Consider the following 26,780-nt stretch of genomic DNA (forward strand, 5'->3'; position numbering starts at 1 on the left):
AAGTTATTATGCAATTACCGAGTTTTCTTGAGGTCTACAAAGGCCTAATTTCCACAGACTCTATTAGCTCGACCGATCCAAGCTGGGATCATGGCAACGAGAAAGTGATCGAAAAAATGGCTCAATGGTTTAAAGACGTAGGCTTTAGCGTTGAAGTCGTGGAAGTCGAACCCGGCAAGCATAATATGGTCGCTAAGATGGGATCGGGCGAAGGTGGCTTGCTACTCGCAGGACACAGCGACACAGTGCCATTTGATGAAGGACGTTGGAACTTCGACCCTCACGCACTAACAGAGCACAACAATCGCTTCTATGGGTTAGGCACGGCCGATATGAAAGGCTTTTTCGCTTTCGTTTATGAAGCGGCAAAGAAGATGGATTGGAGCAAACAGACCAAGCCGCTATATGTATTGGCAACCTGTGACGAAGAGACCACCATGCTGGGTGCGCGTCATTTCACTGAAAATGCACCGTTTAAACCGGATTACTGCATTATTGGTGAGCCAACCAGCCTTGTGCCGATTCGTGGCCATAAAGGCCATGTTGCTAACGCTGTGCGAGTAACGGGTAAATCAGGTCACTCTTCTGATCCTGCATTAGGTGTCAACGCCATCGAGATCATGCATGAAGTGTTGTTCGCTTTAATGCAACTGCGTGACAAGCTAGTCAAAGAGTATCACCACCCGGGTTTCGCAATTCCAAGCCCCACTCTAAACCTTGGCCATATTCACGGTGGCGACAGCGCGAACCGTATCTGTGGTTGCTGTGAGCTGCACTACGATGTACGTCCTTTACCGGGTATCAGCTTAGATGGTTTGGATAACATGCTGCGCAGCGCACTCAAAGAAGTAGAAGCAAAATGGCCGGGCAGAATTGAGATTACGCCACTGCACGAACCTATCCCGGGTTACGAGTGCCAACATGACCATCCATTTATCGGTGGCATGGAATCAGTTTGCGAAACTGAATCACAAACCGTGAACTACTGTACAGAAGCACCTTTCCTTCAAGAACTTTGCCCAACCTTAGTGCTGGGTCCAGGCTCAATCGACCAAGCTCACCAACCAGATGAGTTCCTAAGCTTCGATTTTATCGATCCAACGATTGATGTTCTGAGTAAGTCGATCCGCAAATATTGTTTCTAGTTATTACTTTTCTTCCAATATTTTCGTATAAAAGCTACCCGAAAAGGTGGCTTTTATTCTGTTATCCCAGACACAGCCTGATCTTGTAATTAAATTTCACTTTAATTCCGAACTATTGGGAAATTTACTTCTCCCGCATTTCGAAAACTAATAATTGCAAACTTAGAATGCTTTATTTGACTAGATACAGCACTTTTCGCTAGATTGTGTACTTAACAAGGAACAATGGATGTAATTTTTTTACGAGGCAGGATGACAATGAACGAGAAATACGCCGCTCTCAAGAGTAACGTAAGCATGCTGGGACGCTTGCTAGGTAACACAATCCAAGATGCACATGGTGACGTTATCTTAGAGAAAGTGGAGACTATCCGTAAACTTTCCAAATCCGCCCGCGCAGGCAACAAAGCTGACCGTGACAGCCTAGTTGAAGAAATCAAAAACCTGCCGAACGAACAACTCACTCCTGTTGCTCGTGCATTTAACCAATTTCTCAACCTCACCAACATGGCAGAGCAGTACCACACCATCTCTCGCCACTGTGAGGAGCATGTTTGCGAACCAGACGTGCTGCAATCTCTATTTTCCAAATTAAACCAGAATGACATCAGCAAGCTAGATGCGGCTCAAGCCGTTCGCGACCTGAACATTGAACTCGTTCTGACTGCACACCCAACAGAAATCACTCGTCGCACCATGATCAACAAATTGGTTAAGATCAACGAGTGTCTGTCTAAATTAGAATTAAGCGACCTATCACACAAAGAGCGCGTGAAAACAGAACGTCGCCTAGAGCAACTTATCGCTCAAGGTTGGCACTCAGATGTGATTCGTCAGCAACGCCCTACGCCACTTGATGAAGCGAAATGGGGCTTTGCGGTTGTTGAAAACTCACTTTGGGAAGCTGTACCAGATTTCCTACGTGAAATGGACGGCCGACTAAAAGGCTACCTTGGTGAAGGTCTACCAATTGATGCGCGCCCGGTACACTTCTCATCTTGGATGGGCGGTGATCGCGATGGTAACCCATTCGTAACGCACACCATCACCAAAGAAGTACTGCGCCTATCTCGCTGGAAAGCCGCTGACCTTTACCTAGGTGACGTAAACGAGCTGATTACCGAACTATCGATGACTAAGTGTAATGATGCCGTTCGTGAACTAGCGGGTGATGAGCATGAAGCTTACCGAGCAATCCTAAAGAGCCTACGTACTCTGCTGAACAACACGTTAGAAGTGCTGGATGCAAAACTGCATGATGCTGAAGTACCGAAGAAAGAAACACTACAGAACATCGAGCAACTTTGGACACCGCTTTACGCGTGTTACCAATCGCTGCACGAATGTGGCATGGGCGTAATCGCAGACGGTTCTCTACTTGATACCTTGCGCCGCCTAAAAGCATTCGGTGTACACTTAGTGCGTCTCGATGTTCGTCAAGAAAGTACACGTCACTCAGATGTGCTGTCTGAACTGACTCGCTACCTAGGCATTGGCGACTACGACCAGTGGAGCGAGCAAGACAAGATTGCTTTCTTAACCAATGAATTAAGCTCTAAGCGCCCACTACTTCCTCGTGATTGGGAGCCATCTGAACAGGTTAAAGAGGTTTTAGACACCTGTAAGGTCATCGCTGCTCAACCTCGTGAAGCCTTCGGCGCTTACGTGATTTCTATGGCTCGTACTGCATCGGATGTACTGGCTGTTCACTTGCTGCTGCAAGAGTGTGGTTGCCCGTATCGCATGGACGTGTGTCCACTGTTCGAAACGCTAGACGACTTGAACAACTCAGAAGCAGTGATGAAACAGCTAATGAGCATCGACTTGTACCGTGGCTTTATCCAGAATCACCAAATGGTGATGATCGGATACTCTGACTCAGCGAAAGATGCGGGCGTAATGTCTGCAGGTTGGGCTCAATACGATGCAATGGACAAACTGGTTAAGGTTTGTGATGAAGAAGGCATTGAACTGACTCTATTCCACGGTCGTGGCGGTACGGTTGGTCGTGGTGGTGCTCCGGCGCACGCTGCTCTTCTTTCTCAGCCACCTAAGAGCTTGAAAGGCGGTTTACGTGTAACAGAGCAAGGCGAAATGATCCGCTTTAAACTTGGCTTACCAGACGTTGCTGTAAACAGCTTCAACCTTTACGCAAGCGCGATTCTAGAGGCGAACCTTCTGCCGCCACCTGAGCCAAAACAAGAGTGGCGCGACCTAATGGAAGTGCTATCTCAAGTATCTTGTGAGGCTTACCGCAACGTGGTTCGTGGCGAAGAGAAATTCGTACCTTACTTCCGTCAAGCGACACCTGAACTGGAGCTAGGTAAACTGCCTCTTGGCTCTCGCCCTGCGAAACGTAACCCGAACGGCGGCGTAGAAAGCCTACGTGCGATTCCATGGATCTTCTCTTGGAGCCAAAACCGTTTGGTACTGCCTGCATGGTTAGGCGCTGGTGAAGCGATTCAGTACTCTGTAGATCAAGGCCATCAAGCCCTGCTCGAAGAGATGTGTCGCGAGTGGCCGTTCTTCTCTACCCGTCTCGGTATGTTGGAAATGGTGTACTCGAAGTGCAACATGGAAATCGCTAAGTACTACGACCAACGCCTTGTTGACGAAGAGCTATTACCATTAGGTGAGTTACTGCGTGAACAGCTGCAAAAAGACATCAAAGCCGTGCTAAATGTTGAGAACAACGAGAACCTAATGCAGAGCGACCCTTGGGGACTTGAGTCAATCCGCCTACGTAACATCTACGTTGAGCCACTAAACATGCTTCAAGCTGAACTGCTTTACCGTACTCGTAAGTGTGAAACACCACCAGCAGAGCTTGAAGAAGCGCTAATGGTGACGATTGCAGGCATTGCAGCAGGCATGCGAAACACTGGTTAATTAGTGATTCCTACCATTCAACAGACAAAAGGTCGCCTAGTGCGACCTTTTTATTTCACAAAATAAGCAATACTGAGTTTTTTGTCAGTTTTTTGGGTTATTTTGTCCATGTATTCTACTTTATGCTTATTATTTAGATATACTACTGCTCCGCTGCGGAAACACTCCAAAAAATAATCTGCAGCATCTTGACCAATAAACTGGTCAACCTAGGTGATAAACGGCTTTGTAAGGTGACATAACCAACCGATGAGTTGGTGCTACTTAGACATAACCAATATAACGTGCCATTAGAAGCACACTTGTTGTTTAAGTATTTGTTTACTGTTTACCATTTGGATTTCAGACATGTCATTACCACACGTAATTCTAACCGTTTTAAGTACACGCGATGCTACTGGTTACGATATCACAAAAGAATTCTCCGCAAGCATTGGTTACTTCTGGAAAGCTAGCCATCAACAAGTTTACCGCGAGCTAAATAAAATGGCTCAGAACGACCAGGTAACTTGCGTGCTTGAGCCTCAAGAAGGCAAACCTGATCGTAAAGTTTACTCTATCACTGATGCTGGCCGTGGCGCGCTAGGTGAATGGTTTGAACAACCAACTGCACACCCAACCGTTCGTGACGAGTTCTCAGCTAAGCTAATGGCTTGTGCTGTACAACCTTCTGACGCTTACCGTGTACAACTTGCTGAGCTAGTAGAAGAGTCTCGCAAACTGGTTTCTCACTACCGTGAAATCGAAGCAGCTTACTACGCAACGCCATCGACACTAGACAAGCAAGCACGCCTTGAGCGTCTAACACTTCGTCGTAACCTACTTATCCGTGAAGCATGGATTGTATGGGCTGAAGAAGTACTGCTTGAACTTGGCGCTCTAGCTTAAGTTAAGCTAGAAAAGCAAAAGGCTTGAACTCTATGAGTCCAAGCCTTTTTTGTATCTATAGGATTTGAAATGTTACTGCCAGAGGCTTTTTACAAGTGCTTAGGCTTTACTTCTTAGACTTTTCTTACAGCGCAGCGACTTGCGGACGAACACCTAGCGTATGGCAAAGTGCATAAGTCATTTCTGCACGGTTTAGCGTGTAGAAGTGGAAATCTTTCACACCTTCACGGCTCAGTGTACGAACCATATCAATTGCTTGGCTAGCACCAACAAGCTGACGAGTCGTTGGATCATCATCCAAACCTTCAAACTGCTTCGCCATCCAGCCCGGTACTTTTACGTTGTTCATCGCAGCAAAGCGAGATGCTTGCTTGAAGTTAGAAACCGGCAGAATGCCCGGTACAATCTCAACATCAACGCCAGCCGCTACACAGCGGTCACGAAAGCGTAGGTAGCTCTCTACATCAAAGAAGAACTGAGTGATGGCACGGTTGGCACCCGCATCCACTTTACGCTTTAGGTTAATAAGATCAGATTGAGCGCTTTTTGCTTCAGGGTGAACCTCAGGGAATGCCGCTACTGAGATATCAAAATCGTGGCGAGATTTAAGTAGCTCGACTAGGTCAGATGCGTACATCTCTGGCGCGCCGCCGCCTGCTGGAATATCACCACGTAGCGCAACAATACTCTCGATACCATTTGCCCAGTAATCGTCGGCAATTTGAATCAGCTCTTCACGGCTTGCATCAATACACGTTAGGTGCGGTGCAGCCACTAGGCCGGTTTGGTTTTTAATTTCTTTAATGATTGAGTGGGTACGGTCACGTTCACCCGAGTTTGCACCGTAAGTTACCGATACAAATTTTGGTTGAAGTGTTTTAAGGCGGTGAACAGAGTTCCACAGGGTCTCTTCCATCTTCTCACTGCTCGGTGGAAAAAACTCAAATGACACATTGATGTTGTCAGAAAGCTCAGCGATATTCTGATTTAAAGCGTCGATATGACTAGCGTGTGTGTATCCCATCTTACTCTCCCTGTGGCAAAAGCAACCACTAAAAACTCAAATCCTTAAACGACGTTTAGACGTCTATATGTCTGTAGAATGTATTGAATACGATTTAATGTCAACAGATCCATTATGAATTTTTCTCAAGTAGATCGTGAGTAAAACTCAAGTCGTTAGATGGGTCGCAAAGCAGAAATAATGTAGAAAAAAGGCTGAAAAACACATCGTGCTTTCAGCCTTATTTATCTTAGTGAATAGTATGCCATTTAGACACTAAACCAACCGATCTGAGTATCAGAACAGGCTAGACATTCTGTTTAAATCAGATTGAATTGCACCTGCCGTTACTTCACGACCGGCACCTGGGCCACGAATAACCAATGGATTATCTTTGTACCATTTGCTCTCAATCGCAAAGATGTTGTCGCAAGGCAACAAGTTCGCCAGAGCATGTTCTTTAGACAGTGCTTCAACGCCTACGGTTGCCTTACCGTTCTTCTCCAAACGCGCTACGTAACGCAGAACTTTCTGTTGAGAGTGCGCTTTCTCTAAACGCTCAGCCAGCTCTTCGCTCAGTACAGAAGCTTTGTCGAAGAAGTCATCCACAGATAGATCTTGCAGCTCTGCAGGTACGAGCGATTCCACTTTTACGTTTTCAGGTTCGATATCCAAACCAGATTCACGCGCCAGAATCACCAGCTTACGCATCACGTCTGAGCCATCTAGGTCAGCACGAGGGTCAGGTTCCGTAAGGCCTTGTTGCCATGCTAAGTCAACCAACTCGCTGAACGGCACGGTGCCATCAAACTGTTGGAACAACCAAGACAACGTGCCCGAGAAAATGCCAGACAACGCAATGATGTCATCGCCACTTTCACGTAGGTCACGTACCGTGTGGTTAATCGGCAATCCAGCACCCACTGTCGCGTTGTACAACCAATGACGGCTGATCTTAGCGAAAGCATCTTGTACTTGATGGTAATACTCGCTCGATGCAGAACCTGCCACCTTGTTCGCCGAGATTAGGTGAATACCTTGTTGTGCGATTTGCAGATACTTTGCTGCAAGCACTGGGCTCGCAGTCACATCCAGAACCACTGCTTCGTCATAACCTTGAATAGAGCCCAAACGCTCTAACCAGTCGTTACCATTGTTAGCAATAGCTTCGTCGTCAAAGCGCTTACCTACCGAAGTCGCATCAATGCCTTGATCGTCGAACCAATAGGTTTGGCTATCAACCACGGCAACCAATTCAAAGTTCATTCCACGGCGCTTTTCAAGTTCCGCTTTTTGCTCAGCAAACAGGCTTAACCAGCTTGAACCAATATTGCCCTTACCACACAAGGCAATCGCAACACGCTTCTGCGCTTGGAACAGTTGAGAATGAATGCCTTTCACTAGACTTGATGTTTCACTCTTACGAATCACAGCCACCAAGCTTAAGCCTGAGTTCGCTTCTGAGATGAACTCAACCGGCGAGCTCTTAAGCTGCTGGTAGAAACCGTAGCAATGATTAGGGTTCTTAGTCACACCCGCACCCACTGCAGCAATCAGAGAGAAACCTTCTTTTAGCTTAATCTCAGCTTCAATCGCATGGTCTTGGAGATATTCTAATGCACCACCAGCGATCTCTTCTGTGTAGGCAAGACGCAAACAGTGTTGATCCGGTTCAAGCTCATAAGCAAGCGGCTCAAGTTGAGCACGCTTAAGCCCTTCAAGCACTTCACTCTCTAGACGGTCGAAATCATGGCCGTGACCAAAGGTCAGTTGCACGATAAGCACTTCATCCAAAGAGGTAATGATTTTTGCGCCACGACCCGATGCCAGTACACGCTCGATCTGTGTAGAGCCCGCCTCCGGCTGATAGCTGCAGCGTAAGCTGAGATCCATCGCACTTTGAGCCACAGGCTGTAGCGTTCGGCTGTGAAGCACTGGAGCGGCAAGACGAGCCAATTCGCTGGCTTCATCAAGGCGAAGTAGAGGCAATAGACACGCATCTGAAACCAGACGAGGGTCAGCGCTGTAAACGCCTGCCACATCACTCCAAATCGTCACGCGTTCAACTTCAGCCAAAGCACCAATCACGGTTGCTGAGTAATCCGAACCGTTACGGCCAAGCAATACCGTTTCACCCTCGCAGTTCTGAGCCATAAAGCCCGTAATCACCACGCGGCAATGTGCATGCTGCGCCAAGGCTTCTTTGATCAGAGGGTAAGAACGTGCGCGGTCGACTTCAGGCTGAGCGCCCACTTCTGCACGTAAAAAAGCACGCGCATCTTGAGCAACGGCTTGTAAATCATGCTGGCACAACAAAGCCGCGAGTAGACGTGAAGACCAAACCTCACCGTGTCCAAGCACTTTTGCTTTTTGTGCTTCGCTCAAGGGAGCCGTTAGCTCACCCAAAGCGGTAAATTCTTGTTGAATGGTTGAAGTAAGTTGTGCGGCTGATTCACCCTCAAGCAGTGCTTCAATCAGATCGAGTTGGAACTGACGAAGTGCTTGTAGGCATTCATGGGCAATACGACCATCTTTGTCGAGCGCTTCAACAAATTCAATCAAACGGTTGGTTGTTTTGCCTGCTGCCGATACCACCACCAAATCAGATGCTGATGAGTATTCTCTAAGAATGTTGACCACGCGTTGGTAACATTCAGGATTCGCTAAACTGCTGCCACCAAATTTATGTAGCTGGCGAAAGGTTGCCATTATTAACCCTCCCCTTCAGCGATAAAGCGCTGTGTTCTTTCAAACGCTTGCTTGAGGTCATCGATTAGGTCTTCTGCATCTTCAAGGCCAACAGATAGACGCAGTAGTTGCTGAGAAACACCCGCTTCTGCTAAGGCTTCTTCACCCATCGCGCGGTGAGTCATCGACGCAGGGTGACAAATCAGGCTTTCAACACCGCCCAATGATTCTGCCAAAGAAAACAGCTCTAACTTATCAACAAAGTATTTAAGCGCCTCGAATGAGCCCGCAAACTCAAAACTGAGCATGGAACCAAAGCCCGATTGCTGTTTCTTCGCGATATCATGACCCGGATGTTCAGGAAGGCTTGGGTGGTAAATAGTGCCAACAAGATCTTGTTGCTGCAGAGACGCTAGAATTTCACGTGAGCTTTCTTCGTGAACTCGCATACGCGCACCTAGCGTACGAATACCACGTAAAGTCATGTAGCTATCAAATGGTGTGCCGGTCGCACCAATACAGTTGCCCCACCATGCTAACTCTTCAGCGTGTTCTTCTGTCTTAGTGACCACAACGCCACCAATAACATCTGAGTGTCCATTGATGTACTTAGTGGTTGAGTGGATAACAAAATCAGCACCCAGCTCTAAAGGCTTTTGGAACACAGGTGTCAAAAACGTGTTGTCGACAGCAACCAGAGCACCAACCTCTTTCGCTTTACGGCAAGTTTCTGCAATATCAACCACGCGAACCAGTGGATTCGATGGGGTTTCAATTAAGATCAACTTTGGCTTAAGCGCGAGCGCCGCATCCAGCGCTGCTTGATCCGATTGATCAACGAACAGAACTTTGAAGTCACCTTTTAGCGAGCGAGTGTTAAACAGACGGTAAGTACCGCCGTAGCAATCGTGCGGTGCAATAATAAGATCATCGCCGCCTAAGAAAGCCGAAACCCATAAGTTAAGCGCCGAAGTACCACAGTTAGTCACAACCGCGCCTTTGCCTGATTCAAGCTCAAACAGTGCCGTCTCTAATAAACCGCGGTTTGGGTTACCAGAACGGGTGTAATCGTACTTTGGCACTTCACCAAAAGCGGGAAACCCATAGTTAGTCGAAAGATAAATGGGTGGGACAACGGCATGGTGTTGCGTGTCTGACTCGATACCAGTACGTACTGCGATTGTTGCTGGCTTCCGGCTGCTCATAGGTGCTTCCTTACAAGTTTTGCGTCTGAGAATCACAGCGGCTTGTCGGCATTTTGCGGCTGTGTTAGATATATGTTATTCACTTTACTTTCATAAACGTGAGACGTCAACACTTCTAGACGTCTATATGTCTTTGCTTATGGCAGTAAATCCCGCTAAAATCACCACTATTAATTTATTCTAACAACTAAAGTGATGAAGGTACGCAATGGCCGACTGGAATGGTGAATACATAAGCCCATATGCTGAGCATGGAAAGAAAAGCGAACAAGTAAAGAAAATTACAGTTTCTATCCCTCTAAAAGTGTTAAAGGTTCTTACTGACGAGCGTACTCGCCGCCAGATTAATAACCTACGCCATGCAACAAACAGTGAGCTACTGTGCGAAGCCTTTCTACATGCGTACACAGGCCAACCACTACCAACGGATGAAGACCTTCGTAAAGACCGCCCAGACGATATTCCTGCTGAAGTGAAAAAGCTGATGACAGAGATGGGTATCGAGTTCGAAGCGTTTGACGAAGAATAAAAACAACTCAGTCACTGCCTTCATTATTGATTCGCTCTAGCTGAACCTTATTTATCACATCGCGCATAGCTTTTTATGATTGCGCTGTGAATGATAGACATAAAAAAACCGACTCCAGATGAGTCGGTTTTTTATTATTCTTTTTGGCTCAATAGAGCAACAGCTATTAAGCCATATAGTTAGCAGGCATCTCGATACGAGCTACGCCAGATTCAACAGCCGCTTCCGCAACTGCTCGTGCTACGCGAGGAAGTAGACGTGGGTCCATTGGCTTAGGAATGATGTAACCCTTACCGAACTCCAGTGCAGTCTCGCCCGCAGCTGCTAGTACTTCAGCTGGAACTTCTTCTTTCGCCAGTTCACGAATCGCTTTAACCGCCGCTAGCTTCATTTCGTCATTAATTTCGCTCGCACGCACGTCTAGTGCACCACGGAAAATGAATGGGAAACAAAGTACGTTGTTTACTTGGTTAGGGTAATCACTGCGGCCTGTACCCATGATTAGGTCAGAACGAACTTCGTGTGCAAGCTCAGGCTTGATCTCTGGATCTGGGTTTGAACATGCAAACACAACAGGCTTATCAGCCATCAGCGTTAGTGCTTCAGCAGGCAGTAGATTCGGCCCCGATACACCCAAGAACAGGTCAGCGCCTTCGATAACATCTTCAAGCGTACGCTTATCAGTGTTATTTGCGAACAGCTCTTTGTATTCGTTTAGGTCATCACGACGAGTATGGATCACACCTTTACGGTCAAGCATGTAGATTTTTTCACGCTGAGCGCCACACTTAATCAGTAGTTCCATACAAGCAACCGCCGCTGCGCCAGCACCTAAACAAACGATCTTACACTCTTCAAGTTTCTTACCTTGAAGCTCGATCGCATTCAGCATACCCGCTGCCGTTACAATCGCAGTACCGTGTTGGTCATCGTGGAATACCGGAACATCACAACGTTCAATCAGGCGACGTTCAATCTCAAAACAGTCTGGTGCTTTGATGTCTTCCAGGTTAATACCGCCGAATGTATCTGCGATATTCGCAACTGTATCAACGAACTCATCGATTGTGCGGTGTTTTACTTCAATATCGATAGAATCTAAACCAGCAAAACGCTTAAACAGGAGCGCTTTGCCTTCCATAACAGGTTTAGAAGCAATAGGGCCAAGGTTACCTAGGCCAAGAATCGCTGTACCGTTAGAGATAACTGCAACCATGTTGCCTTTACCTGTGTACTTATAAACGTTATCAACGTTCTGTGCGATCTCGCGAACAGGCTCAGCCACGCCTGGGCTGTATGCAAGTGCTAGGTCTTCTGCAGAGTTTGCAGGCTTCGTCAGTTCTACGGCAATTTTGCCTGGAATTGGGAACTCATGGTAATCAAGAGCTTGCTGACGGAATTGTTCTTGAGGTGATAATTCTTGAGAGGATTGAGCTTGGCTGCTGTCTTCAGACATAGGTGTAGGTTCCTAGGATATTATTATTTGGGGGATCTTGTTCATGTTAATGGATGTACTTCAAAGTTCCTAGGTGGTTGAAGCCTCTGTCTCATTAAAAAACGAGATTTCACTACTAATAAGACCAGTGAGCAGTTGAAATTACTATCGCTTGTTGAACTTTCGTGCTGAATTTTGGTGCAGAGAGATACGCAAGGAATTACCCTGCAATAAAAAGGTAGGCAACTTATCGTTAGACGGGATTGAAGCTTGAATGAAAGTCAGTGCTTTCTCAAATTGCAGGCAACAAAAAAGGACACCGAAGTGTCCTTTTTCATGTCTAAATAGCGAGAATTACTTCTTGCTAGAAAGAGCACCGAAACGCTTGTTGAAGCGATCAACACGGCCGCCAGTATCTACGATACGTTGCTTACCAGTGTAGAACGGGTGACATTTGTCACATACGTCTAGGTGGATTGATTCTTTTGCTAGCGTTGAGTTGAACTCAAATGTGTTGCCGCAAGAACAAGTTGCAGTAACTGCTTTGTATTCTGGGTGGATTCCAGCTTTCATGGGATAACCTCAAGTAGGCCGTGTCGCTATACGATTCTAAGCCGCACACCACACGTAGTTTAAAAAAGAAATAAAGACACCGCATCGACACAAAAGAGTGATGAAGCCATACCTTTAAGGCGCAGTATAGTAATGAATCTATAAAGCAGGATCAACCGATTTGATACATTTTTCACCAATTCTCTCTTTATTTCCTTTATCGGCCTGAGATTTCGGGCTGTCGTTGTCGGTATACGCTAACTCGCCACCTTCATCCAAACTGCTTCTCGAATTTAACCGCCTTATCCTTTAGACTGTTCGCTCTCGTCAACTCAGATAAAGCCGTCCCTTTATGCGTCCAATGATTGCCCGTGTGGCACTGCCGGTTCCACTCGACAAGCAGTTCGATTACAAGATTCCAAACCACCTATTTCCGATTATTGGTGGACGAGTCTCTGTGCCTTTTGGACGACAAACCTTAACCGGCATTGTCACGGCTCTGGTTAACGAATCTGAATTCGAGCTAGACAAGCTCAAACCGATTAAAGCCTTGTTAGATAATCAGCCTGTTTGGCCGGAATCTGTCTATTCACTATTAATGTGGTGCAGTCAGTTTTATCAGTACCCTCTTGGCGAAACCTTTGTTAACGCCCTTCCGAGCGCTCTAAGAAAAGGCAAAGCCGCCGACTTCGCGACGCTGGTTGAGTGGCAGTTAACGCCATCAGGCAAAGACCAACTGATGCAAGGTTTTGGTCGCGCGGTCAAGCAAGCCAAAGTGATGCACATGCTTGAACACGGCCCGGTTCCTCATCAAGAGTTCATTGATGAAGAAGTTGGCAGCGCCGTACTCAAAACGCTAGAAGAGAAAGGCTGGATTGAATCGGTAGAGAAAAAGCCAACGCGTCAGCCGTGGCCAGTTGATCTTGAAAACGACCAAGACAAGCCTAAGCTCAATGCCGAACAAGCCATCGCGATTGCGACCGTAAATAGCCAAACCGACTTTGGTTGCTTCCTGTTAGAGGGCGTTACTGGCTCAGGTAAGACCGAGGTTTACCTTAATATGATTAAGCCGATTCTCGACCAAGGTAAACAAGCGTTAGTGCTCGTGCCCGAGATTGGCCTCACCCCTCAAACGATTAACCGCTTTAAGCGACGCTTTAATGTACCTGTTGAGGTTATCCACTCAGGTTTAAACGATTCTGAGCGACTGAATGCTTGGTTATCGGCGCGCGATAAAATAGCGGGCATCGTGATTGGTACCCGTTCGGCTCTGTTCACGCCGTTTGCTGACCTAGGTATTATCATTGTCGATGAAGAACACGACGCGTCTTATAAACAGCAAGATAGCCTGCGCTACCACGCTCGTGATGTGGCGATCATGCGTGCGCACAAAGCGCAGATTCCAGTTGTGTTAGGCTCGGCGACTCCGGCCTTTGAGACGCTGCACAACGCTCAGATCGGCAAATACAGTTATCTCACCCTGACTTCACGTGCGGGTGTCGCACTGCCGACCACCAATAAGGTGTTGGACGTTAAAGGTGAATATCTAGAAAGTGGTTTGTCTGCGTCGTTAATTGCAGAGATGCAAAGACACCTCAAAGCTGGCAACCAAGTGATGCTATTCCTCAATCGCCGAGGTTTTTCTCCCGCATTGATGTGTCACGATTGTGGTTGGACAGCCGAGTGTAAACGTTGCGATGCTTACTACACCTATCACCAATACAGCAATGAGATGCGCTGCCACCACTGTGGTTCTCAGCAGCATATCGTGCACAATTGCCAAGGCTGTGGATCTGCAAACTTAGTGACAGTGGGTGTAGGGACCGAGCAGTTAGAAGCTCAACTTGGTCAACTATTCCCTGAATACAAAACCATTCGTATTGACCGCGACAGCACCCGCCGTAAAGGCAGCTTAGAAAGCGCACTCGAGTCGATTCGTAAGGGTGAATTCCAAATTCTTATCGGCACGCAGATGCTCGCTAAGGGTCACCATTTCCCTGACGTGACACTTGTGGCGTTATTAGATGTGGATGGCTCTTTATATAGCAGTGACTTCCGAGCGTCTGAACGTCTTGCCCAGCTATTCATCCAAGTCGCGGGACGAGCAGGACGAGCAAGCAAACCCGGTGAGGTGATCTTACAGACTCACCACCCAGAACATGGGTTGCTGCAAGCCTTGCTACACAAAGACTACAACCACTTTGCTCAGACGGCGCTGGCAGAACGTAAGCAGGCAATGTTACCGCCTTATACCTTTATGACACTGTTTAGAGCAGAAACCAATGACACACGCTTGGTGGAAGAGTTCTTGCGTCAGGTTCGTCACACATTGGAATCGCACCCGCTGTTTGATCAATATTGCATGGTGTTAGGACCAACTCCGGCTCCGCTGGCTAAGCGAGCGGGCAAATCGCGCTGGCAGTTAATCTTACAAACTCAGACCCGCTCGTTAATGCAGAAGCTATTAATGAGTGCCAAGCCGGCCATCAATATGTTACCCGCTGCGAAAAAAGTTCGCTGGTCACTCGATATTGAGCCGCAAGATTTGAGTTAAACCCACTTGGGTTAAAACTAATGATAAGTTTGTTCACAAATATTTCATATTTCTCGTGAGCAACTTCACACTAGTCATGTGATTTTTGTTAATCTAGCCGTAACTTTACACGGATTAAACGAATAAAATATTGCAATAAAAAAAGTGTTAGCAACACTTTCATAATATCTATTCGATTACATTTATTATTCACGCCTTAGATGCTTAGGCGGCAAAGGAACTTAAAAGAGGGTTTAATTTATGGCGACAATGAAGGATGTTGCCCAGCTAGCAGGCGTCTCAACAGCCACGGTATCACGTGCATTGATGAACCCTGAGAAAGTCTCAGTTTCGACTCGCAAACGAGTGGAAACAGCAGTACTTGAAGCTGGATACTCACCCAATACATTAGCTAGAAACTTACGTCGCAACGAATCAAAAACCATCATCACTATTGTTCCTGATATCTGTGACCCTTATTTCGCCGAGATCATTCGTGGTATCGAAGATGCCGCAGTAGAAAATGATTACCTTGTTCTACTGGGTGATAGCGGCCAGCAAAAGAAGCGCGAGTCTTCGTTTGTTAACTTAGTTTTCACCAAACAAGCCGACGGCATGTTGCTGCTGGGTACTGACCATCCGTTTGATGTCAGCAAACCTGAACAAAAGAATTTACCGCCGATGGTAATGGCGTGTGAGTTTGCCCCTGAGCTTGAACTGCCTACGGTACACATCGATAACCTGACCTCTGCCTTTGAAGCGGTGAACTACCTAGCTCAGTTAGGTCATAAGCGTATTGCTCAAATTTCAGGACCAGTATCGGCAACACTGTGTAAGTTCCGCCAACAAGGCTACCAGCAAGCGCTGCGTCGCGCCGGAGTCTCAATGAATCCAGCCTATAGCACGGTCGGTGACTTCACCTTTGAAGCGGGCGCTCAAGCGGTTCGTCAATTACTGGCACTTCCTGAACAACCTACAGCTATCTTCTGTCACAACGATGCGATGGCGATTGGTGCGATTCAAGAAACGAAGAAGCTGGGCTTGCGCGTTCCTCAAGACCTATCGATTGTCGGCTTCGATGACATCCAATTCGCTCAATACTGCGATCCACCGCTAACCACCATTTCTCAGCCTCGTTATGAGATTGGACGCCAAGCGATGTTGATGATGCTTGATCTATTAAAAGGCAACGATGTGCAAGCAGGTTCGCGTCTGCTTGAAGCTAAATTAGTGGTTCGAGGCAGTACAGCGCCACCTCGAATATAACCCTTAGAAATACCCTTATAAATCTGCGGCACATTTTGATGTGCCGCTTCCATTTCTGCACTATTATCCTCGCGCAATCTGGATTACCATGAGGGCAGAATCAGCAACTATTGAATTGTCTTGTGGCTAATAGAGATTATGTAAAGCGCGGTCGTGGCACGAAAAAACCGACCAAAAAACAAGCCCCTCGCCGTAAACCTTGGCGCAGTGGTCTTTTGGCGATCCTCCTTGCCGGTGGTTTTGGTTACGGACTTTACCTATTGAGTAATGATCCTGAGCCGCCTGCACCAACGCCTGTGGCAACCAAACCAAAACCTAAGCCAAAACCAGCGAAAGTGATTCCGCCGCCTCCTGAAGAGAAGTGGGACTACGTTGAAACGCTGCCAAGCCGCGAGATTGAAGTAAAAGCCAAAGAGCAACAGATCTCTAAGATCCCTTACATCATGCAGTGTGGCGCTTACAAAACCTCGTCGCAGGCAGAAGCACGTAAGTTGGATATTGCCTTCCAAGGTATCTCAAGTGAGATCCGCAAGAAAGATGGCAGTAGCTGGTACCGTGTGGTTTTAGGGCCATACAAGTTGAAGCGTGACGCAGAACGCGATCGCCATAAGCTGCAACGAGCGAAAATTGAACCTTGCGCTATTTGGAAAGACGGGTCTTAATCAACTCAATATATAATAGGGGGAAGAGGATTCCCCCTATTGCTGTTTGAAAGCGTTCAATAGTTCATCGCACAAGCAATACCAGTATGTTAATCAAAAGAGTGCGTTTTAACGAAACTGAGGTACTTGTTCGTAGTACTCAAGCCCAAAGTCAGTCAGGTAGACCTGCTCCTTATTTATCTCGATGTAACCAAAAAAATCCAAGTGCGCTAAAACGTTAGGAAATGGACGTTTAAGAAAAACGTTAACCGAGTTTTTTAGATGTTCTGTTGAACACTCGCCCGCCTCCTGATACATCAGATGATGCAGTATAGACAGCTCATCCAGATCCATATCTCTATTAAAAAAACTGATATTGTCACTATTCATCACACTACTCCTTATGCAGTGAATACCACTGATTAGTGAACATCATTCCTTATAAATCAAACAAAAAGTGTTAACCATTTCACGTTAGAAATTTGTTTTATCTTTTTTTATATTTATCACAAACTATTAACCCACCAACCCTTGCCACACATAGGCTCAACAGGTAATGGATATTTGAAATAACTGGTAACATTTAGTTTTTTTGATATGGCATACTATTAAAAGTGGCACTTGAATTCATGATAGTGGAGCCACATATAAGTAGTAACCATAAATAATAATCAAAAGAGGTCGACTCGTGACTACCATTGTATCTGTACGTCGTAATAATAAAGTCGTCATCGCGGGTGATGGACAAGTATCTCTGGGCAATACAGTAATGAAGGGCAACGCCCGTAAAGTACGTCGCCTATACAACAACAAAGTACTGGCCGGTTTTGCTGGCGGTACGGCTGATGCTTTCACGCTATTCGAAAAATTTGAAAGCAAGCTGCAAATGCACCAAGGCCATCTCACCAAAGCGGCAGTTGAGCTAGCGAAGGATTGGCGAAGCGACCGTGCTCTACGTAAGTTAGAAGCACTGTTAGCAGTAGCGGATGAGACCGCTTCACTGATCATCACAGGTAACGGTGACGTAGTTCAACCTGAGAACGACCTGATTGCGATCGGTTCGGGCGGAAACTTCGCTCAAGCAGCCGCTACTGCACTATTAGAAAATACTGATTTAGATGCGCGTGAAATCGCAGAGAAGTCGCTGAACATTGCAGGCGACATCTGTGTCTTCACCAACCATCACCACACTATTGAAGAACTAGAAAGCACCGTTGAGCTGCCAAAGCCAGAGTAACGACCGCTTCCATCAATAACGTTGTATTCAACAGTGATTAAAGAATTAAGGAAAAACCATGTCTGAGATGACTCCTCGCGAAATTGTTCACGAACTCAATCGCCACATTATCGGCCAAGACAACGCTAAGCGCTCAGTGGCTATCGCTCTTCGTAACCGCTGGCGCCGTATGCAGCTTGAAGAAAGCCTACGTGTTGAAGTATCACCAAAAAACATCCTGATGATTGGCCCAACGGGTGTAGGTAAAACTGAAATCGCTCGCCGCCTAGCGAAATTAGCAAACGCGCCTTTCATCAAGGTAGAAGCGACTAAGTTCACCGAAGTGGGTTACGTTGGTAAAGAAGTTGAAACCATCATCCGTGATCTAACGGACGTTGCGATCAAGATGACGCACCAACAAGCGATGGAAAAAGTACAATACCGCGCTGAAGAACAAGCTGAAGAACGCATTCTTGATGCCCTTCTACCACCAGCGCGTGATGCTTGGGGTCAGAACGAGCAATCAACTGAAGACACAACCTCTTCAAACACTCGTCAGATTTTCCGCAAGAAACTGCGTGAAGGTAAGCTAGATGACAAAGAGATTGAAGTTGATGTAGCCGCACCGCAAATGGGCGTTGAAATCATGTCACCTCCAGGCATGGAAGAGATGACAAACCAGCTGCAAGGCATGTTCCAAAACCTAGCGGGCGACACCAAGAAAAAGCGTAAGATGAAAATCAAAGACGCATTCAAAGCACTGACGGAAGAAGAAGCTGCGAAGCTTGTGAACCAAGAAGAGCTGAAAGAGAACGCGATCTTCAACGCTGAAAACAACGGCATCGTATTCATCGATGAGATCGACAAAATCTGTAAGCGTGGCGACAGTTCAGGCCCAGATGTATCTCGCGAAGGTGTTCAGCGTGACCTACTGCCTCTTATCGAAGGCAGCACAGTATCAACCAAGCACGGTATGGTTAAAACTGACCACATCTTGTTTATCACATCAGGCGCATTCCAAGTGGCTAAGCCATCTGACCTGATCCCTGAGCTACAAGGTCGTCTACCAATCCGCGTAGAACTTGAAGCACTATCAGCACATGACTTCAAACGCATCCTAACTGAGCCAAAAGCATCTCTAACAGAGCAATACATTGCCCTAATGAAAACAGAAGATGTCAACATTGAGTTCACTGAAGATGGCATCAACCAGATTGCGGACGCAGCATGGCGCGTAAACGAAACCACTGAGAACATCGGTGCGCGTCGTCTACACACAGTGATGGAGCGTCTAATGGATGAGATTTCATTCGAAGCAACAGACAAAGCTGGCAGCAAGCTAGTGATTGATGAAGCTTACGTAACATCGAAACTTGGCGAATTCGTTGAAGACGAAGACCTAAGCCGCTTCATCCTGTAGCACACCAAACTCTAACTTATTGCTCTATCTCAAAGAAATAGCAGCTAATAAGCGAATTCAAGGCCCACTTTCGAGTGGGCTTTTTATTACCCGAAAAATGGGCGTATACTCAAATCACAGTATGAAACGAAGACTTACAAAGAATTAGACCTACGATGAAACAATCTCTACTGATCTGGCTTGATGCCGCACGACCAAAAACTCTGCCTCTCGCACTTGTCTCTATTCTTACAGGAAGTAGTTTAGCGTTCGCCGGTGGTCAGTTTTCTTTATCGATAGCCCTACTGGCATTTTTAACCGCCACCCTATTACAGATTTTATCGAACCTAGCCAATGACTATGGCGACGCCGTAAAAGGCACAGACAACGAAAATCGTCTGGGGCCAACACGTGCCATGCAATCTGGCGCGGTAACAGCGAAAACCATGAAGCAAGCGATCATCCTCAACATCGTGTTTACTATGGTCGCTGGGCTGATTCTTATTTTTCATGCCTTAACCTCGATTGAAAGTATCTTATCTTTCATTGCGTTAGGCATATTAGCCATTGTTGCTGCCATCGCTTATACCGTCGGTAATAAGCCTTATGGCTATATTGGCCTTGGCGACTTATCGGTATTTATCTTCTTCGGTTTATTAGGTGTTTCAGGGACTTACTTCTTGCACACTGGCCATGTTGAACCAAGCCTATTCCTTCCGGCATTGGGCTGTGGCTTGATGGCGGTTGCGGTACTCAATATCAACAACATGCGTGATATCGAAAACGACAGCGAATGTGGTAAGCGCACCATGGCGGTTCGCCTAGGACAACGCAAAGCCAAACACTATCATTTTGCTCTGCTTGGCCTCGCCCTTGCGTCTTTCGCTATCTACCTGCTTATTCAAGAAAAGCCGGTCTGGATCAGCCTGCCGTTTTTGCTGAGCATTATTATTGTTTACAAGCATGGCAAAGCCGTTTGGGAAACCGAAAAGCCAGCGCAAATTGCACCAATGATGCCCGTGATTGTGAAATGCTCACTGGTCACTAACCTATTGTTTGCAGGGGTTGTCGTAGCTCAAACTCTATTGAGTTAAATGAGACTAATCATTGCAAAGGGATCAAGCGCCGATATACTCAAAGTAAGCTCATTGTTCAAAAGGTATACTAATGGAATACAACACTTCAGCACTGTGCGACATATATTTGGATCAAGTTGATGTCGTGGAGCCAATGTTCAGCAACTTCGGTGGACGTGCATCCTTCGCAGGACAGATCACGACATTAAAGTGTTTTGAAGACAACGCTTTGATTCGCTCTGTACTAGAGCAAGACGGTCTGGGGCGTGTGTTGTTAATCGATGGGGGCGGCTCACTACGTAAAGCGCTGATCGATGCTGAGATAGCCCTACTTGCCGAAGACAATGAGTGGGAAGGGATTGTGGTTTACGGGTGCGTTCGTGAAGTCGATGAGCTTGAAGACATGAACCTAGGTATCCAAGCCTTGGCTTCTATCCCTGTTGGTGCGAGCCAAGAAGGTGTCGGTGAATTAGACGTTCCAGTGAACTTTGGCAGCGTGACCTTCTTACCTGAAGATTACCTCTACGCAGACAACACTGGCATCATTCTTTCTGCCGAACCTCTAGATGTAGAACTCGATTTGGATGTCGAGGAAGAAGACGTCGAGTAACTCTCACTCAGCTTCAAATAATAAAACAAATCATAAGAACACAAACAAAAACGCCCGCTACTGAGTAGCGGGCGTTTTTTTAAATCTGAAGAGTCGATTACTCTACTTCATCCATTTTACCAAGAAGGTTACGGATGCGATCTTGCCATGCTGAATGCTCTTCCTGCATTTGCTGAGTTTTTTGCTCTAGCTCGTGACGGCTTGCTTTAAGCTCACCAGCTTCTGTTGCTAGTGCTTGTTTCTCTTCTTTAAGCTCTTCCACTTCCATTTGAAGAAGTGCAATTGTATCTACTGCTGTTTGAATTTTTGCTTCTAGCTGCTCTAGTACTTCAAAAGACATTCTGGCCTACCTTTAAGTTATCCGTTTGATGGTGAAGGTTCACTCCACTTATTTCCCCATTCTACTCAGCAGAGCAAGGATAAACACTCAATATATTCGATATTTTGCGCCATTCGATGAAAAAAACAGCACTTTTTACCGAATATTGACGTGAACGATTACCGCCACAACGGCAAACCGATTATTTTGATGAATAATAACTGTTTTCCACTGCGAATTGATCGAGAGCAATCTCCAAAAAACAAAAAGGCAAACGTTTCCTTTGGGATATGGTAAAATTCGCCGCGAAATTTCTATTCCCCCTTTGAAAATTTTGGAGTCCGCATGAAACGCGATTTAGCAATGTCATTCTCTCGTGTCACAGAAGGTGCAGCACTAGCTGGTTACAAGTGGCTTGGCCGTGGCGATAAAAACGCTGCAGATGGCGCTGCTGTAGAAGTAATGCGTAGCCTATTAAACAAAACCGAAATTAGCGGTGAGATTGTTATCGGCGAAGGTGAAATCGATGATGCACCTATGCTATACATCGGCGAAAACGTAGGTGTGGGCGGCGACGCTGTCGACATCGCAGTTGACCCAATTGAAGGGACACGCATGACAGCAATGGGCCAATCAAATGCATTGGCTGTATTGGCTGCGGGCGAAAAAGGCAGCTTCCTTAAAGCGCCTGATATGTACATGGAAAAGTTGGTTGTTGGCCCTGGCGCTAAAGGCGTGATTGACCTAGAACTGCCACTAACAGAAAACCTAGAAAACATCGCTAAAGCACTAGGTAAAACACTTGATACTCTAGTCGTAACCACGCTTGCTAAGCCTCGTCATGATCAAGTCATCGCCGACATGCAAGCAATGGGCGTTCGTGTATTTGCTGTGCCAGACGGTGATGTTGCGGCTTCTATCTTAACCTGTATGCCAGACAGTGAAGTAGACGTCATGTACTGCATCGGCGGCGCACCTGAAGGTGTGGTCTCGGCGGCGGTAATTCGCGCACTCGACGGCGACATGCACGGTCGTCTTCTACCTCGCCACGAAGTGAAAGGCGACACAGAAGAGAACCGCAAGCACGGTGAACTTGAACTTGAGCGCTGCGCAGAAATGGGCGTAACGGCGGATATCGTGTTGAAGATGGAAGACATGGCACGCAGCGACAACGTTGTATTCTCAGCAACAGGCATCACTAAGGGTGACTTGCTAGAAGGTATTTCTCGTCAAGGTAATATCGCAACCACAGAAACCCTGCTGATCCGTGGCCGCTGCCGTACAATTCGCCGCATCAAATCTATCCACTACCTAGAGCGTAAAGATCCAGAAGTAGTAGGTCATATCCTGTAAGCCTAAATTCGGTGAAACAGAATATTCCAAGGCTGATACCTAGTATCAGCCTTTTGTTTTATTAGCGCACCAGAATCTGACCATGGCAGCCAATAGAGTAAAACGCTATCTATAGAGTAAATTATCATCAATATAGTAAATGGTTTGCTTTATAAACACCTTGCCTCATAATAGTAAGGTTCATTAGGTAGGGATAGTATGAAAACAAGCGACAGAATCTTACAGACCATTAAGCGTCAAGGCGCGGTAACCGCGAAACAACTGTCAGAAGAATTTGGCATGACGACAATGGGGGCAAGGCAACATCTGCAAAGCCTGGAAGATGACGGTATTCTTGCGTTTCATGATGTGAAAGTGAAAGTGGGTCGCCCGACTCGCCACTGGTCCCTGACTCAACAAGGTCATAACCAATTTTCAGACCGACATGGTGAACTCACCATTCAAGTGATTGATGCTGTCGAGAATCTATTTGGTAAAGAAGGGCTGGCTAAGGTTGCTGCCGAGCGTGAACAACACACTCTTAAGCAGTATCAAACTGCGCTGTCTGGCTGTGATTCACTCATCAGCAAGCTTAAAAAACTCACCCAGCTTCGTGAAGACGAAGGCTACATGGCTGAGCTTCAAGAGCATGATGATCACTACATCTTGATTGAGAACCACTGCCCTATCTGTAAGGCTGCAACTCGCTGCCCTAGCCTGTGCCAATCTGAGCTCAACGTGTTTACTGAGTTACTAAAAGATGAGTGTCACGTGAGCCGTACAGAGCACATCATTGCTGGCGAACGACGCTGCACTTACACCTTAACACCCGCCCTTTGATTGCAAAGGTAATCGGCTAATACCGTCTCAATATTGAGAAAATACAAATAGATTAAAATTTGTACAGATTTCTTTCTTAAGCTTAGAGCATATGAAACACGCTTAATGCTAAGGAAGGAATGATGGCGCATCCACAACCCGCTCAAAAACTGCCACCCTTTGATGAACTTGTCCAACTCGCGAAAAGCGACCCGAAAGCATTCAATCAATTCAAACACGAGATGTGCGAACAGATGATTTGTTCGGCTTCAGACGTGATGCAAGACCGACTTCGTGCGCAGCAAAGTCACATCGACTTAGTGGTTAGCCGTTGTAAAAACCCACACCACGCCAATGTCGTACTCATGCAAGAGCTGCGCTGTCAGGTCTGTAAGTTCCAAGATGCACTCGAAGGGCGCTGCGGCTTTGAAGAATCTCTGCCTGAAAATGTCGTGCCTTTTAAGCCGAATACCGAACCTAAAATGTACTGAAATTAGCAAAGCACTAAAAAGAAAAAGGGAGCGTAATGCCCCCTTCTTATTGGTTCGCTGTTCAATATTTACATGGGTCTTCGCCGTAGTCATTACGGCCTTCTGTACCTTTCAACAAACCACACTCAATCAGAATCCAGAAACCACACACTAATGCCGCGACGGTTGCCGCCATATGAATTGCCGATACCGGCTCTGTCGTCGTTGCAACCATTGGCGAAGCTAAACGACCCAATACTAATGGCACATTCAATAGTAGCCAGTAATTAGACTTATTGCGGTCGTGCCAGCGCTTAGCGGTTACCGCAAGGTCTGGGATCACAAGCATCAATAGGATGATTGGTAGCAGGATATAAGAGTAAGCAGGGAACAACACAGAGATACCTGAAGCAAAACCGGTAATCGCTATGTAGTAGAAAACATTCCAAATCCAGTAAGTCTTACGACCAATTCTCCCCTTGAAAGAGAGCAGTAATTCTTTCATCGACATCTTAAATACTCAAATTTATACGCCGCTAAAAGTCAGCAGCAATGGTTAGTTTATTACTTTTTGAAAGCAACTTTTATCCATATCACGAATATTCACCGTTAAGCTTCTTACATGACTTGCTTGTTCTTGCAGGATCTGCATTAACGATCGTGACAATTCTCGCTTTTGCTCTTCCGTTCGTCCCGAAAGTAACTCAAAGCTGATATGAATAAAGTCTACACTATCTTCCTCATCACCGACCAACCAATTATGGCAACGCAGTGAACGAGATTTCACTGATGGCACATCAAACAAGCCACATGTGAGAGCGACTTGGTGGAGATCTTCCAGTAAGCCTTGGATATTTACTCGCTCATCCACTGAATTGGAGTACTCTAGAACTAGATTCGGCATTGTTACTTCCTGTTGTTAACGCAATCGTTTGTCCCTTAATAACAACTAACGATGAAAAATCCGAGAAGTTAGCTATTATTCTGTCTGCCGGATCACTGATATATGCTCAAAATCTACTCTGACCATTGAGTAAGATCCAAGAAAGTCATGACCACAGTCATGATCTGTTGATATTAATCTGTTATATTATTTCGTAATAAAGTTTACTTTTTTACATTCGATTTATTTAAATACTTTGGAGATATTCCTATGCGTCATCCTGTAGTTATGGGTAACTGGAAACTAAACGGCAGCAAAGAAATGGTTGTTGATCTACTAAACGGTCTTAACGCTGAACTTGAAGGCGTAACAGGCGTAGACGTAGCAGTTGCTCCACCAGCACTTTTCGTTGATCTTGCTGAGCGTACGCTTACTGAAGCGGGCAGCGCGATCATCCTAGGTGCTCAAAACTCTGACCTAAACAACAGCGGTGCATTCACTGGCGACATGTCTCCAGCAATGCTTAAAGAGTTCGGCGCATCTCACATCATCATCGGTCACTCTGAGCGTCGTGAATACCACAACGAATCAGATGAGTTCGTAGCTAAGAAATTCGCATTCCTAAAAGAGAACGGCCTAACTCCAGTTCTTTGTATCGGTGAATCTGAAGCACAAAACGAAGCAGGCGAAACTGTTGCAGTATGTGCTCGTCAACTTGACGCTGTTATCAACACTCAAGGTGTTGAAGCTCTTGAAGGCGCTATCATCGCTTACGAACCAATCTGGGCTATCGGTACTGGTAAAGCAGCTACAGCTGAAGATGCACAGCGCATCCACGCTCAAATCCGTGCACACATCGCAGAGAAATCTGAAGAAGTTGCTAAGAAAGTTGTTATCCAATACGGCGGTTCTGTTAAGCCAGAAAACGCAGCAGCTTACTTCGCACAACCAGACATCGACGGTGCTCTAGTTGGCGGCGCAGCTCTAGACGCGAAAAGCTTCGCAGCTATCGCTAAAGCAGCAGCTGAAGCAAAAGCTTAATTTAAACTTCACCGTTTAAATTAAATGAAAGGTCAACTTAGGTTGGCCTTTTTTGATCTCGCTCGAAAACCGCCACTCCCAACCTCTTTTTTGCACTGAGCTCTTTGTAACTTAATAACATTCCGGTTTATTAGACTGCGTTATGAAGATTTATACACAAGCTCATCTAAACACATTTCGAAAACAGCTCCGAAACAACATGCCTCAACCAGAACGCAAGCTATGGTTTTATATACGGAACAAGCAGCTTGGTATTAAGTTTCGCAGACAACATAGCATCGGAAAGTACGTCGTGGATTTCTTCAGCTGTGAACTAAAACTGGCCATTGAGATAGATGGTAATAGCCACTTTTCAGAACAAGCACAGGCTTACGATCATCAGCGTACACGAGACTTAAACAAGATTGGAATCAAGGTGCTTCGCTTTACCAATAATGAAGTTAATCAGAATCTTGAAGAAGTTTTGGTGAAAATCATGAATTCAATCCCCAAATAAACTTCTGTGTACACATCCCCCTCTAACTCCCCCTTATTTCAACATTTTCGATTACCCTGCCGATCTAAGGTAAAGGGGGAGAACTTTCTTTGTTCACTTAGGTTCCTAGGCTTACTGAAACCATAAAATGTTCAATAAATCGCTAATAGGAAAGCTTACGTTAATCGCTAAAATTTGTTGTAGTCGGTATATGCTCCAACAACTACGGAACGGTTCCTCCCCTTTCCAATGAAAGCTAAAGGGATCTAGAAACCTGACATAAGGGGAGGCTAGGAGGGGATTTTACAATGAATCTAAAGAACGGCAGGCACAAAAAAACCGCTGAATAATCAGCGGTTTTTAAAT

The 26,780-nt window shown here is 46.1% G+C and carries 25 protein-coding genes; 16 read left to right on the forward strand and 9 right to left on the reverse strand.

All coding sequences use genetic code 11. The annotated features are described in order from the left end of the window. The first annotated feature begins 8 nt into the window (after window positions 1–8). The 3 genes from argE (at window position 9) to AB4585_RS14325 (ending at window position 4,922) form a co-directional block, all read left to right on the forward strand. The gene (gene argE, locus AB4585_RS14315; RefSeq protein WP_009848891.1) at window positions 9–1,145 is read left to right on the forward strand and encodes an acetylornithine deacetylase; all 1,137 of its coding nucleotides are present in this window, start codon (window positions 9–11) and stop codon (window positions 1,143–1,145) included. A gap of 252 nt (window positions 1,146–1,397) precedes the next feature. Beyond that, window positions 1,398–4,034 (forward strand): phosphoenolpyruvate carboxylase, encoded by a 2,637-nt coding sequence (gene ppc, locus AB4585_RS14320; RefSeq protein WP_372111371.1) that lies wholly within the window; start codon window positions 1,398–1,400, stop codon window positions 4,032–4,034. 348 nt (window positions 4,035–4,382) lie between these two features. Then, the gene (locus AB4585_RS14325) at window positions 4,383–4,922 is read left to right on the forward strand and encodes a PadR family transcriptional regulator (RefSeq protein ID WP_017061141.1); all 540 of its coding nucleotides are present in this window, start codon (window positions 4,383–4,385) and stop codon (window positions 4,920–4,922) included. A 124-nt stretch (window positions 4,923–5,046) separates the two neighbouring features. Here the strand turns inward: AB4585_RS14325 and metF are convergent, their stop codons facing one another. The 3 genes from metF to AB4585_RS14340 form a co-directional block, all read right to left on the reverse strand. Then, window positions 5,047–5,946: a methylenetetrahydrofolate reductase gene (gene metF / locus AB4585_RS14330; RefSeq protein ID WP_004729683.1), complete on the reverse strand. Its 900-nt coding sequence runs from the start codon at window positions 5,944–5,946 to the stop codon at window positions 5,047–5,049. A 276-nt stretch (window positions 5,947–6,222) separates the two neighbouring features. Next, the gene (locus AB4585_RS14335; protein ID WP_017063682.1) at window positions 6,223–8,634 is read right to left on the reverse strand and encodes a bifunctional aspartate kinase/homoserine dehydrogenase II; all 2,412 of its coding nucleotides are present in this window, start codon (window positions 8,632–8,634) and stop codon (window positions 6,223–6,225) included. A gap of 2 nt (window positions 8,635–8,636) precedes the next feature. Continuing rightward, window positions 8,637–9,818 (reverse strand): O-succinylhomoserine (thiol)-lyase, encoded by a 1,182-nt coding sequence (locus AB4585_RS14340; protein ID WP_017063681.1) that lies wholly within the window; start codon window positions 9,816–9,818, stop codon window positions 8,637–8,639. Between the two features lie 208 nt (window positions 9,819–10,026). Here AB4585_RS14340 and metJ point away from each other — a divergent pair, with 208 nt between their 5' ends. Beyond that, entirely contained in the window at window positions 10,027–10,347 is a 321-nt protein-coding gene (metJ, locus tag AB4585_RS14345) for a met regulon transcriptional regulator MetJ (protein WP_004415993.1), read from the forward strand. Between the two features lie 166 nt (window positions 10,348–10,513). On the opposite strand, the gene AB4585_RS14350 is transcribed toward metJ, so the two are convergent. Together AB4585_RS14350 and rpmE are read right to left on the reverse strand one after the other, a co-directional pair. Next, complete coding sequence (locus AB4585_RS14350) at window positions 10,514–11,803, reverse strand: malic enzyme-like NAD(P)-binding protein (RefSeq protein WP_017061144.1); 1,290 nt, start codon at window positions 11,801–11,803, stop codon at window positions 10,514–10,516. A 333-nt stretch (window positions 11,804–12,136) separates the two neighbouring features. Further along, window positions 12,137–12,355: a 50S ribosomal protein L31 gene (rpmE, locus tag AB4585_RS14355; RefSeq protein WP_004737142.1), complete on the reverse strand. Its 219-nt coding sequence runs from the start codon at window positions 12,353–12,355 to the stop codon at window positions 12,137–12,139. A gap of 331 nt (window positions 12,356–12,686) precedes the next feature. Between rpmE and priA the strand changes: the two genes are divergently transcribed. The 3 genes from priA (at window position 12,687) to AB4585_RS14370 (ending at window position 16,795) form a co-directional block, all read left to right on the forward strand. Next, complete coding sequence (priA, locus tag AB4585_RS14360; RefSeq protein ID WP_372154432.1) at window positions 12,687–14,888, forward strand: primosomal protein N'; 2,202 nt, start codon at window positions 12,687–12,689, stop codon at window positions 14,886–14,888. A 240-nt stretch (window positions 14,889–15,128) separates the two neighbouring features. Further along, entirely contained in the window at window positions 15,129–16,133 is a 1,005-nt protein-coding gene (gene cytR / locus AB4585_RS14365; protein WP_017061147.1) for a DNA-binding transcriptional regulator CytR, read from the forward strand. Window positions 16,134–16,255: 122 nt separating this feature from the next. Next, window positions 16,256–16,795, forward strand: coding sequence for an SPOR domain-containing protein (locus tag AB4585_RS14370; RefSeq protein WP_017061148.1), 540 nt, complete (start codon window positions 16,256–16,258; stop codon window positions 16,793–16,795). Window positions 16,796–16,903: 108 nt separating this feature from the next. Here the strand turns inward: AB4585_RS14370 and AB4585_RS14375 are convergent, their stop codons facing one another. Next, window positions 16,904–17,164 carry a hypothetical protein gene (locus AB4585_RS14375; protein WP_017061149.1) on the reverse strand — a complete coding sequence of 87 codons (261 nt, stop codon included), beginning with the start codon at window positions 17,162–17,164 and terminating at the stop codon, window positions 16,904–16,906. Between the two features lie 298 nt (window positions 17,165–17,462). Between AB4585_RS14375 and hslV the strand changes: the two genes are divergently transcribed. The 4 genes from hslV to rraA all read left to right on the forward strand — a co-directional run bounded on the left by hslV (window position 17,463) and on the right by rraA (window position 21,075). Next, window positions 17,463–18,011: an ATP-dependent protease subunit HslV gene (gene hslV / locus AB4585_RS14380; RefSeq protein WP_004729692.1), complete on the forward strand. Its 549-nt coding sequence runs from the start codon at window positions 17,463–17,465 to the stop codon at window positions 18,009–18,011. Window positions 18,012–18,069: 58 nt separating this feature from the next. Beyond that, complete coding sequence (gene hslU / locus AB4585_RS14385; RefSeq protein ID WP_017061150.1) at window positions 18,070–19,410, forward strand: HslU--HslV peptidase ATPase subunit; 1,341 nt, start codon at window positions 18,070–18,072, stop codon at window positions 19,408–19,410. Window positions 19,411–19,565: 155 nt separating this feature from the next. Further along, window positions 19,566–20,483 carry a 1,4-dihydroxy-2-naphthoate polyprenyltransferase gene (locus AB4585_RS14390; protein WP_017061151.1) on the forward strand — a complete coding sequence of 306 codons (918 nt, stop codon included), beginning with the start codon at window positions 19,566–19,568 and terminating at the stop codon, window positions 20,481–20,483. 73 nt (window positions 20,484–20,556) lie between these two features. Then, window positions 20,557–21,075, forward strand: coding sequence for a ribonuclease E activity regulator RraA (rraA, locus tag AB4585_RS14395; protein WP_017061152.1), 519 nt, complete (start codon window positions 20,557–20,559; stop codon window positions 21,073–21,075). 97 nt (window positions 21,076–21,172) lie between these two features. On the opposite strand, the gene zapB is transcribed toward rraA, so the two are convergent. Beyond that, the gene (gene zapB / locus AB4585_RS14400) at window positions 21,173–21,415 is read right to left on the reverse strand and encodes a cell division protein ZapB (protein ID WP_008219652.1); all 243 of its coding nucleotides are present in this window, start codon (window positions 21,413–21,415) and stop codon (window positions 21,173–21,175) included. Window positions 21,416–21,739: 324 nt separating this feature from the next. On the opposite strand from zapB, the gene glpX reads away from it, so the two are divergent. From glpX to AB4585_RS14415, 3 genes are all read left to right on the forward strand, one after another. Then, window positions 21,740–22,747, forward strand: a complete 1,008-nt coding sequence (glpX, locus tag AB4585_RS14405; protein ID WP_372154431.1) for a class II fructose-bisphosphatase — start codon at window positions 21,740–21,742, stop codon at window positions 22,745–22,747. Between the two features lie 198 nt (window positions 22,748–22,945). Next, a complete protein-coding gene (locus AB4585_RS14410) occupies window positions 22,946–23,566 on the forward strand; it encodes a metalloregulator ArsR/SmtB family transcription factor (RefSeq protein WP_017063674.1) in 621 nt (206 codons plus the stop codon). A 122-nt stretch (window positions 23,567–23,688) separates the two neighbouring features. Beyond that, a complete protein-coding gene (locus AB4585_RS14415; protein WP_017061155.1) occupies window positions 23,689–24,036 on the forward strand; it encodes a DUF3135 domain-containing protein in 348 nt (115 codons plus the stop codon). A gap of 61 nt (window positions 24,037–24,097) precedes the next feature. Here the strand turns inward: AB4585_RS14415 and AB4585_RS14420 are convergent, their stop codons facing one another. Together AB4585_RS14420 and AB4585_RS14425 are read right to left on the reverse strand one after the other, a co-directional pair. Then, a complete protein-coding gene (locus tag AB4585_RS14420) occupies window positions 24,098–24,526 on the reverse strand; it encodes a DUF805 domain-containing protein (protein WP_372154430.1) in 429 nt (142 codons plus the stop codon). A gap of 45 nt (window positions 24,527–24,571) precedes the next feature. Further along, the gene (locus AB4585_RS14425) at window positions 24,572–24,919 is read right to left on the reverse strand and encodes a 5-carboxymethyl-2-hydroxymuconate Delta-isomerase (RefSeq protein ID WP_017061157.1); all 348 of its coding nucleotides are present in this window, start codon (window positions 24,917–24,919) and stop codon (window positions 24,572–24,574) included. 249 nt (window positions 24,920–25,168) lie between these two features. On the opposite strand from AB4585_RS14425, the gene tpiA reads away from it, so the two are divergent. After that, window positions 25,169–25,939 (forward strand): triose-phosphate isomerase, encoded by a 771-nt coding sequence (gene tpiA, locus AB4585_RS14430; RefSeq protein WP_017061158.1) that lies wholly within the window; start codon window positions 25,169–25,171, stop codon window positions 25,937–25,939. A gap of 142 nt (window positions 25,940–26,081) precedes the next feature. After that, complete coding sequence (locus AB4585_RS14435; RefSeq protein WP_017061159.1) at window positions 26,082–26,435, forward strand: endonuclease domain-containing protein; 354 nt, start codon at window positions 26,082–26,084, stop codon at window positions 26,433–26,435. The last annotated feature ends 345 nt before the right edge of the window (window positions 26,436–26,780 follow it).

The sequence above is a fragment of the Vibrio sp. 10N.222.49.C9 genome (genome assembly GCF_041474985.1).
Classification (GTDB): Bacteria; Pseudomonadota; Gammaproteobacteria; order Enterobacterales; family Vibrionaceae; genus Vibrio; species Vibrio crassostreae_C.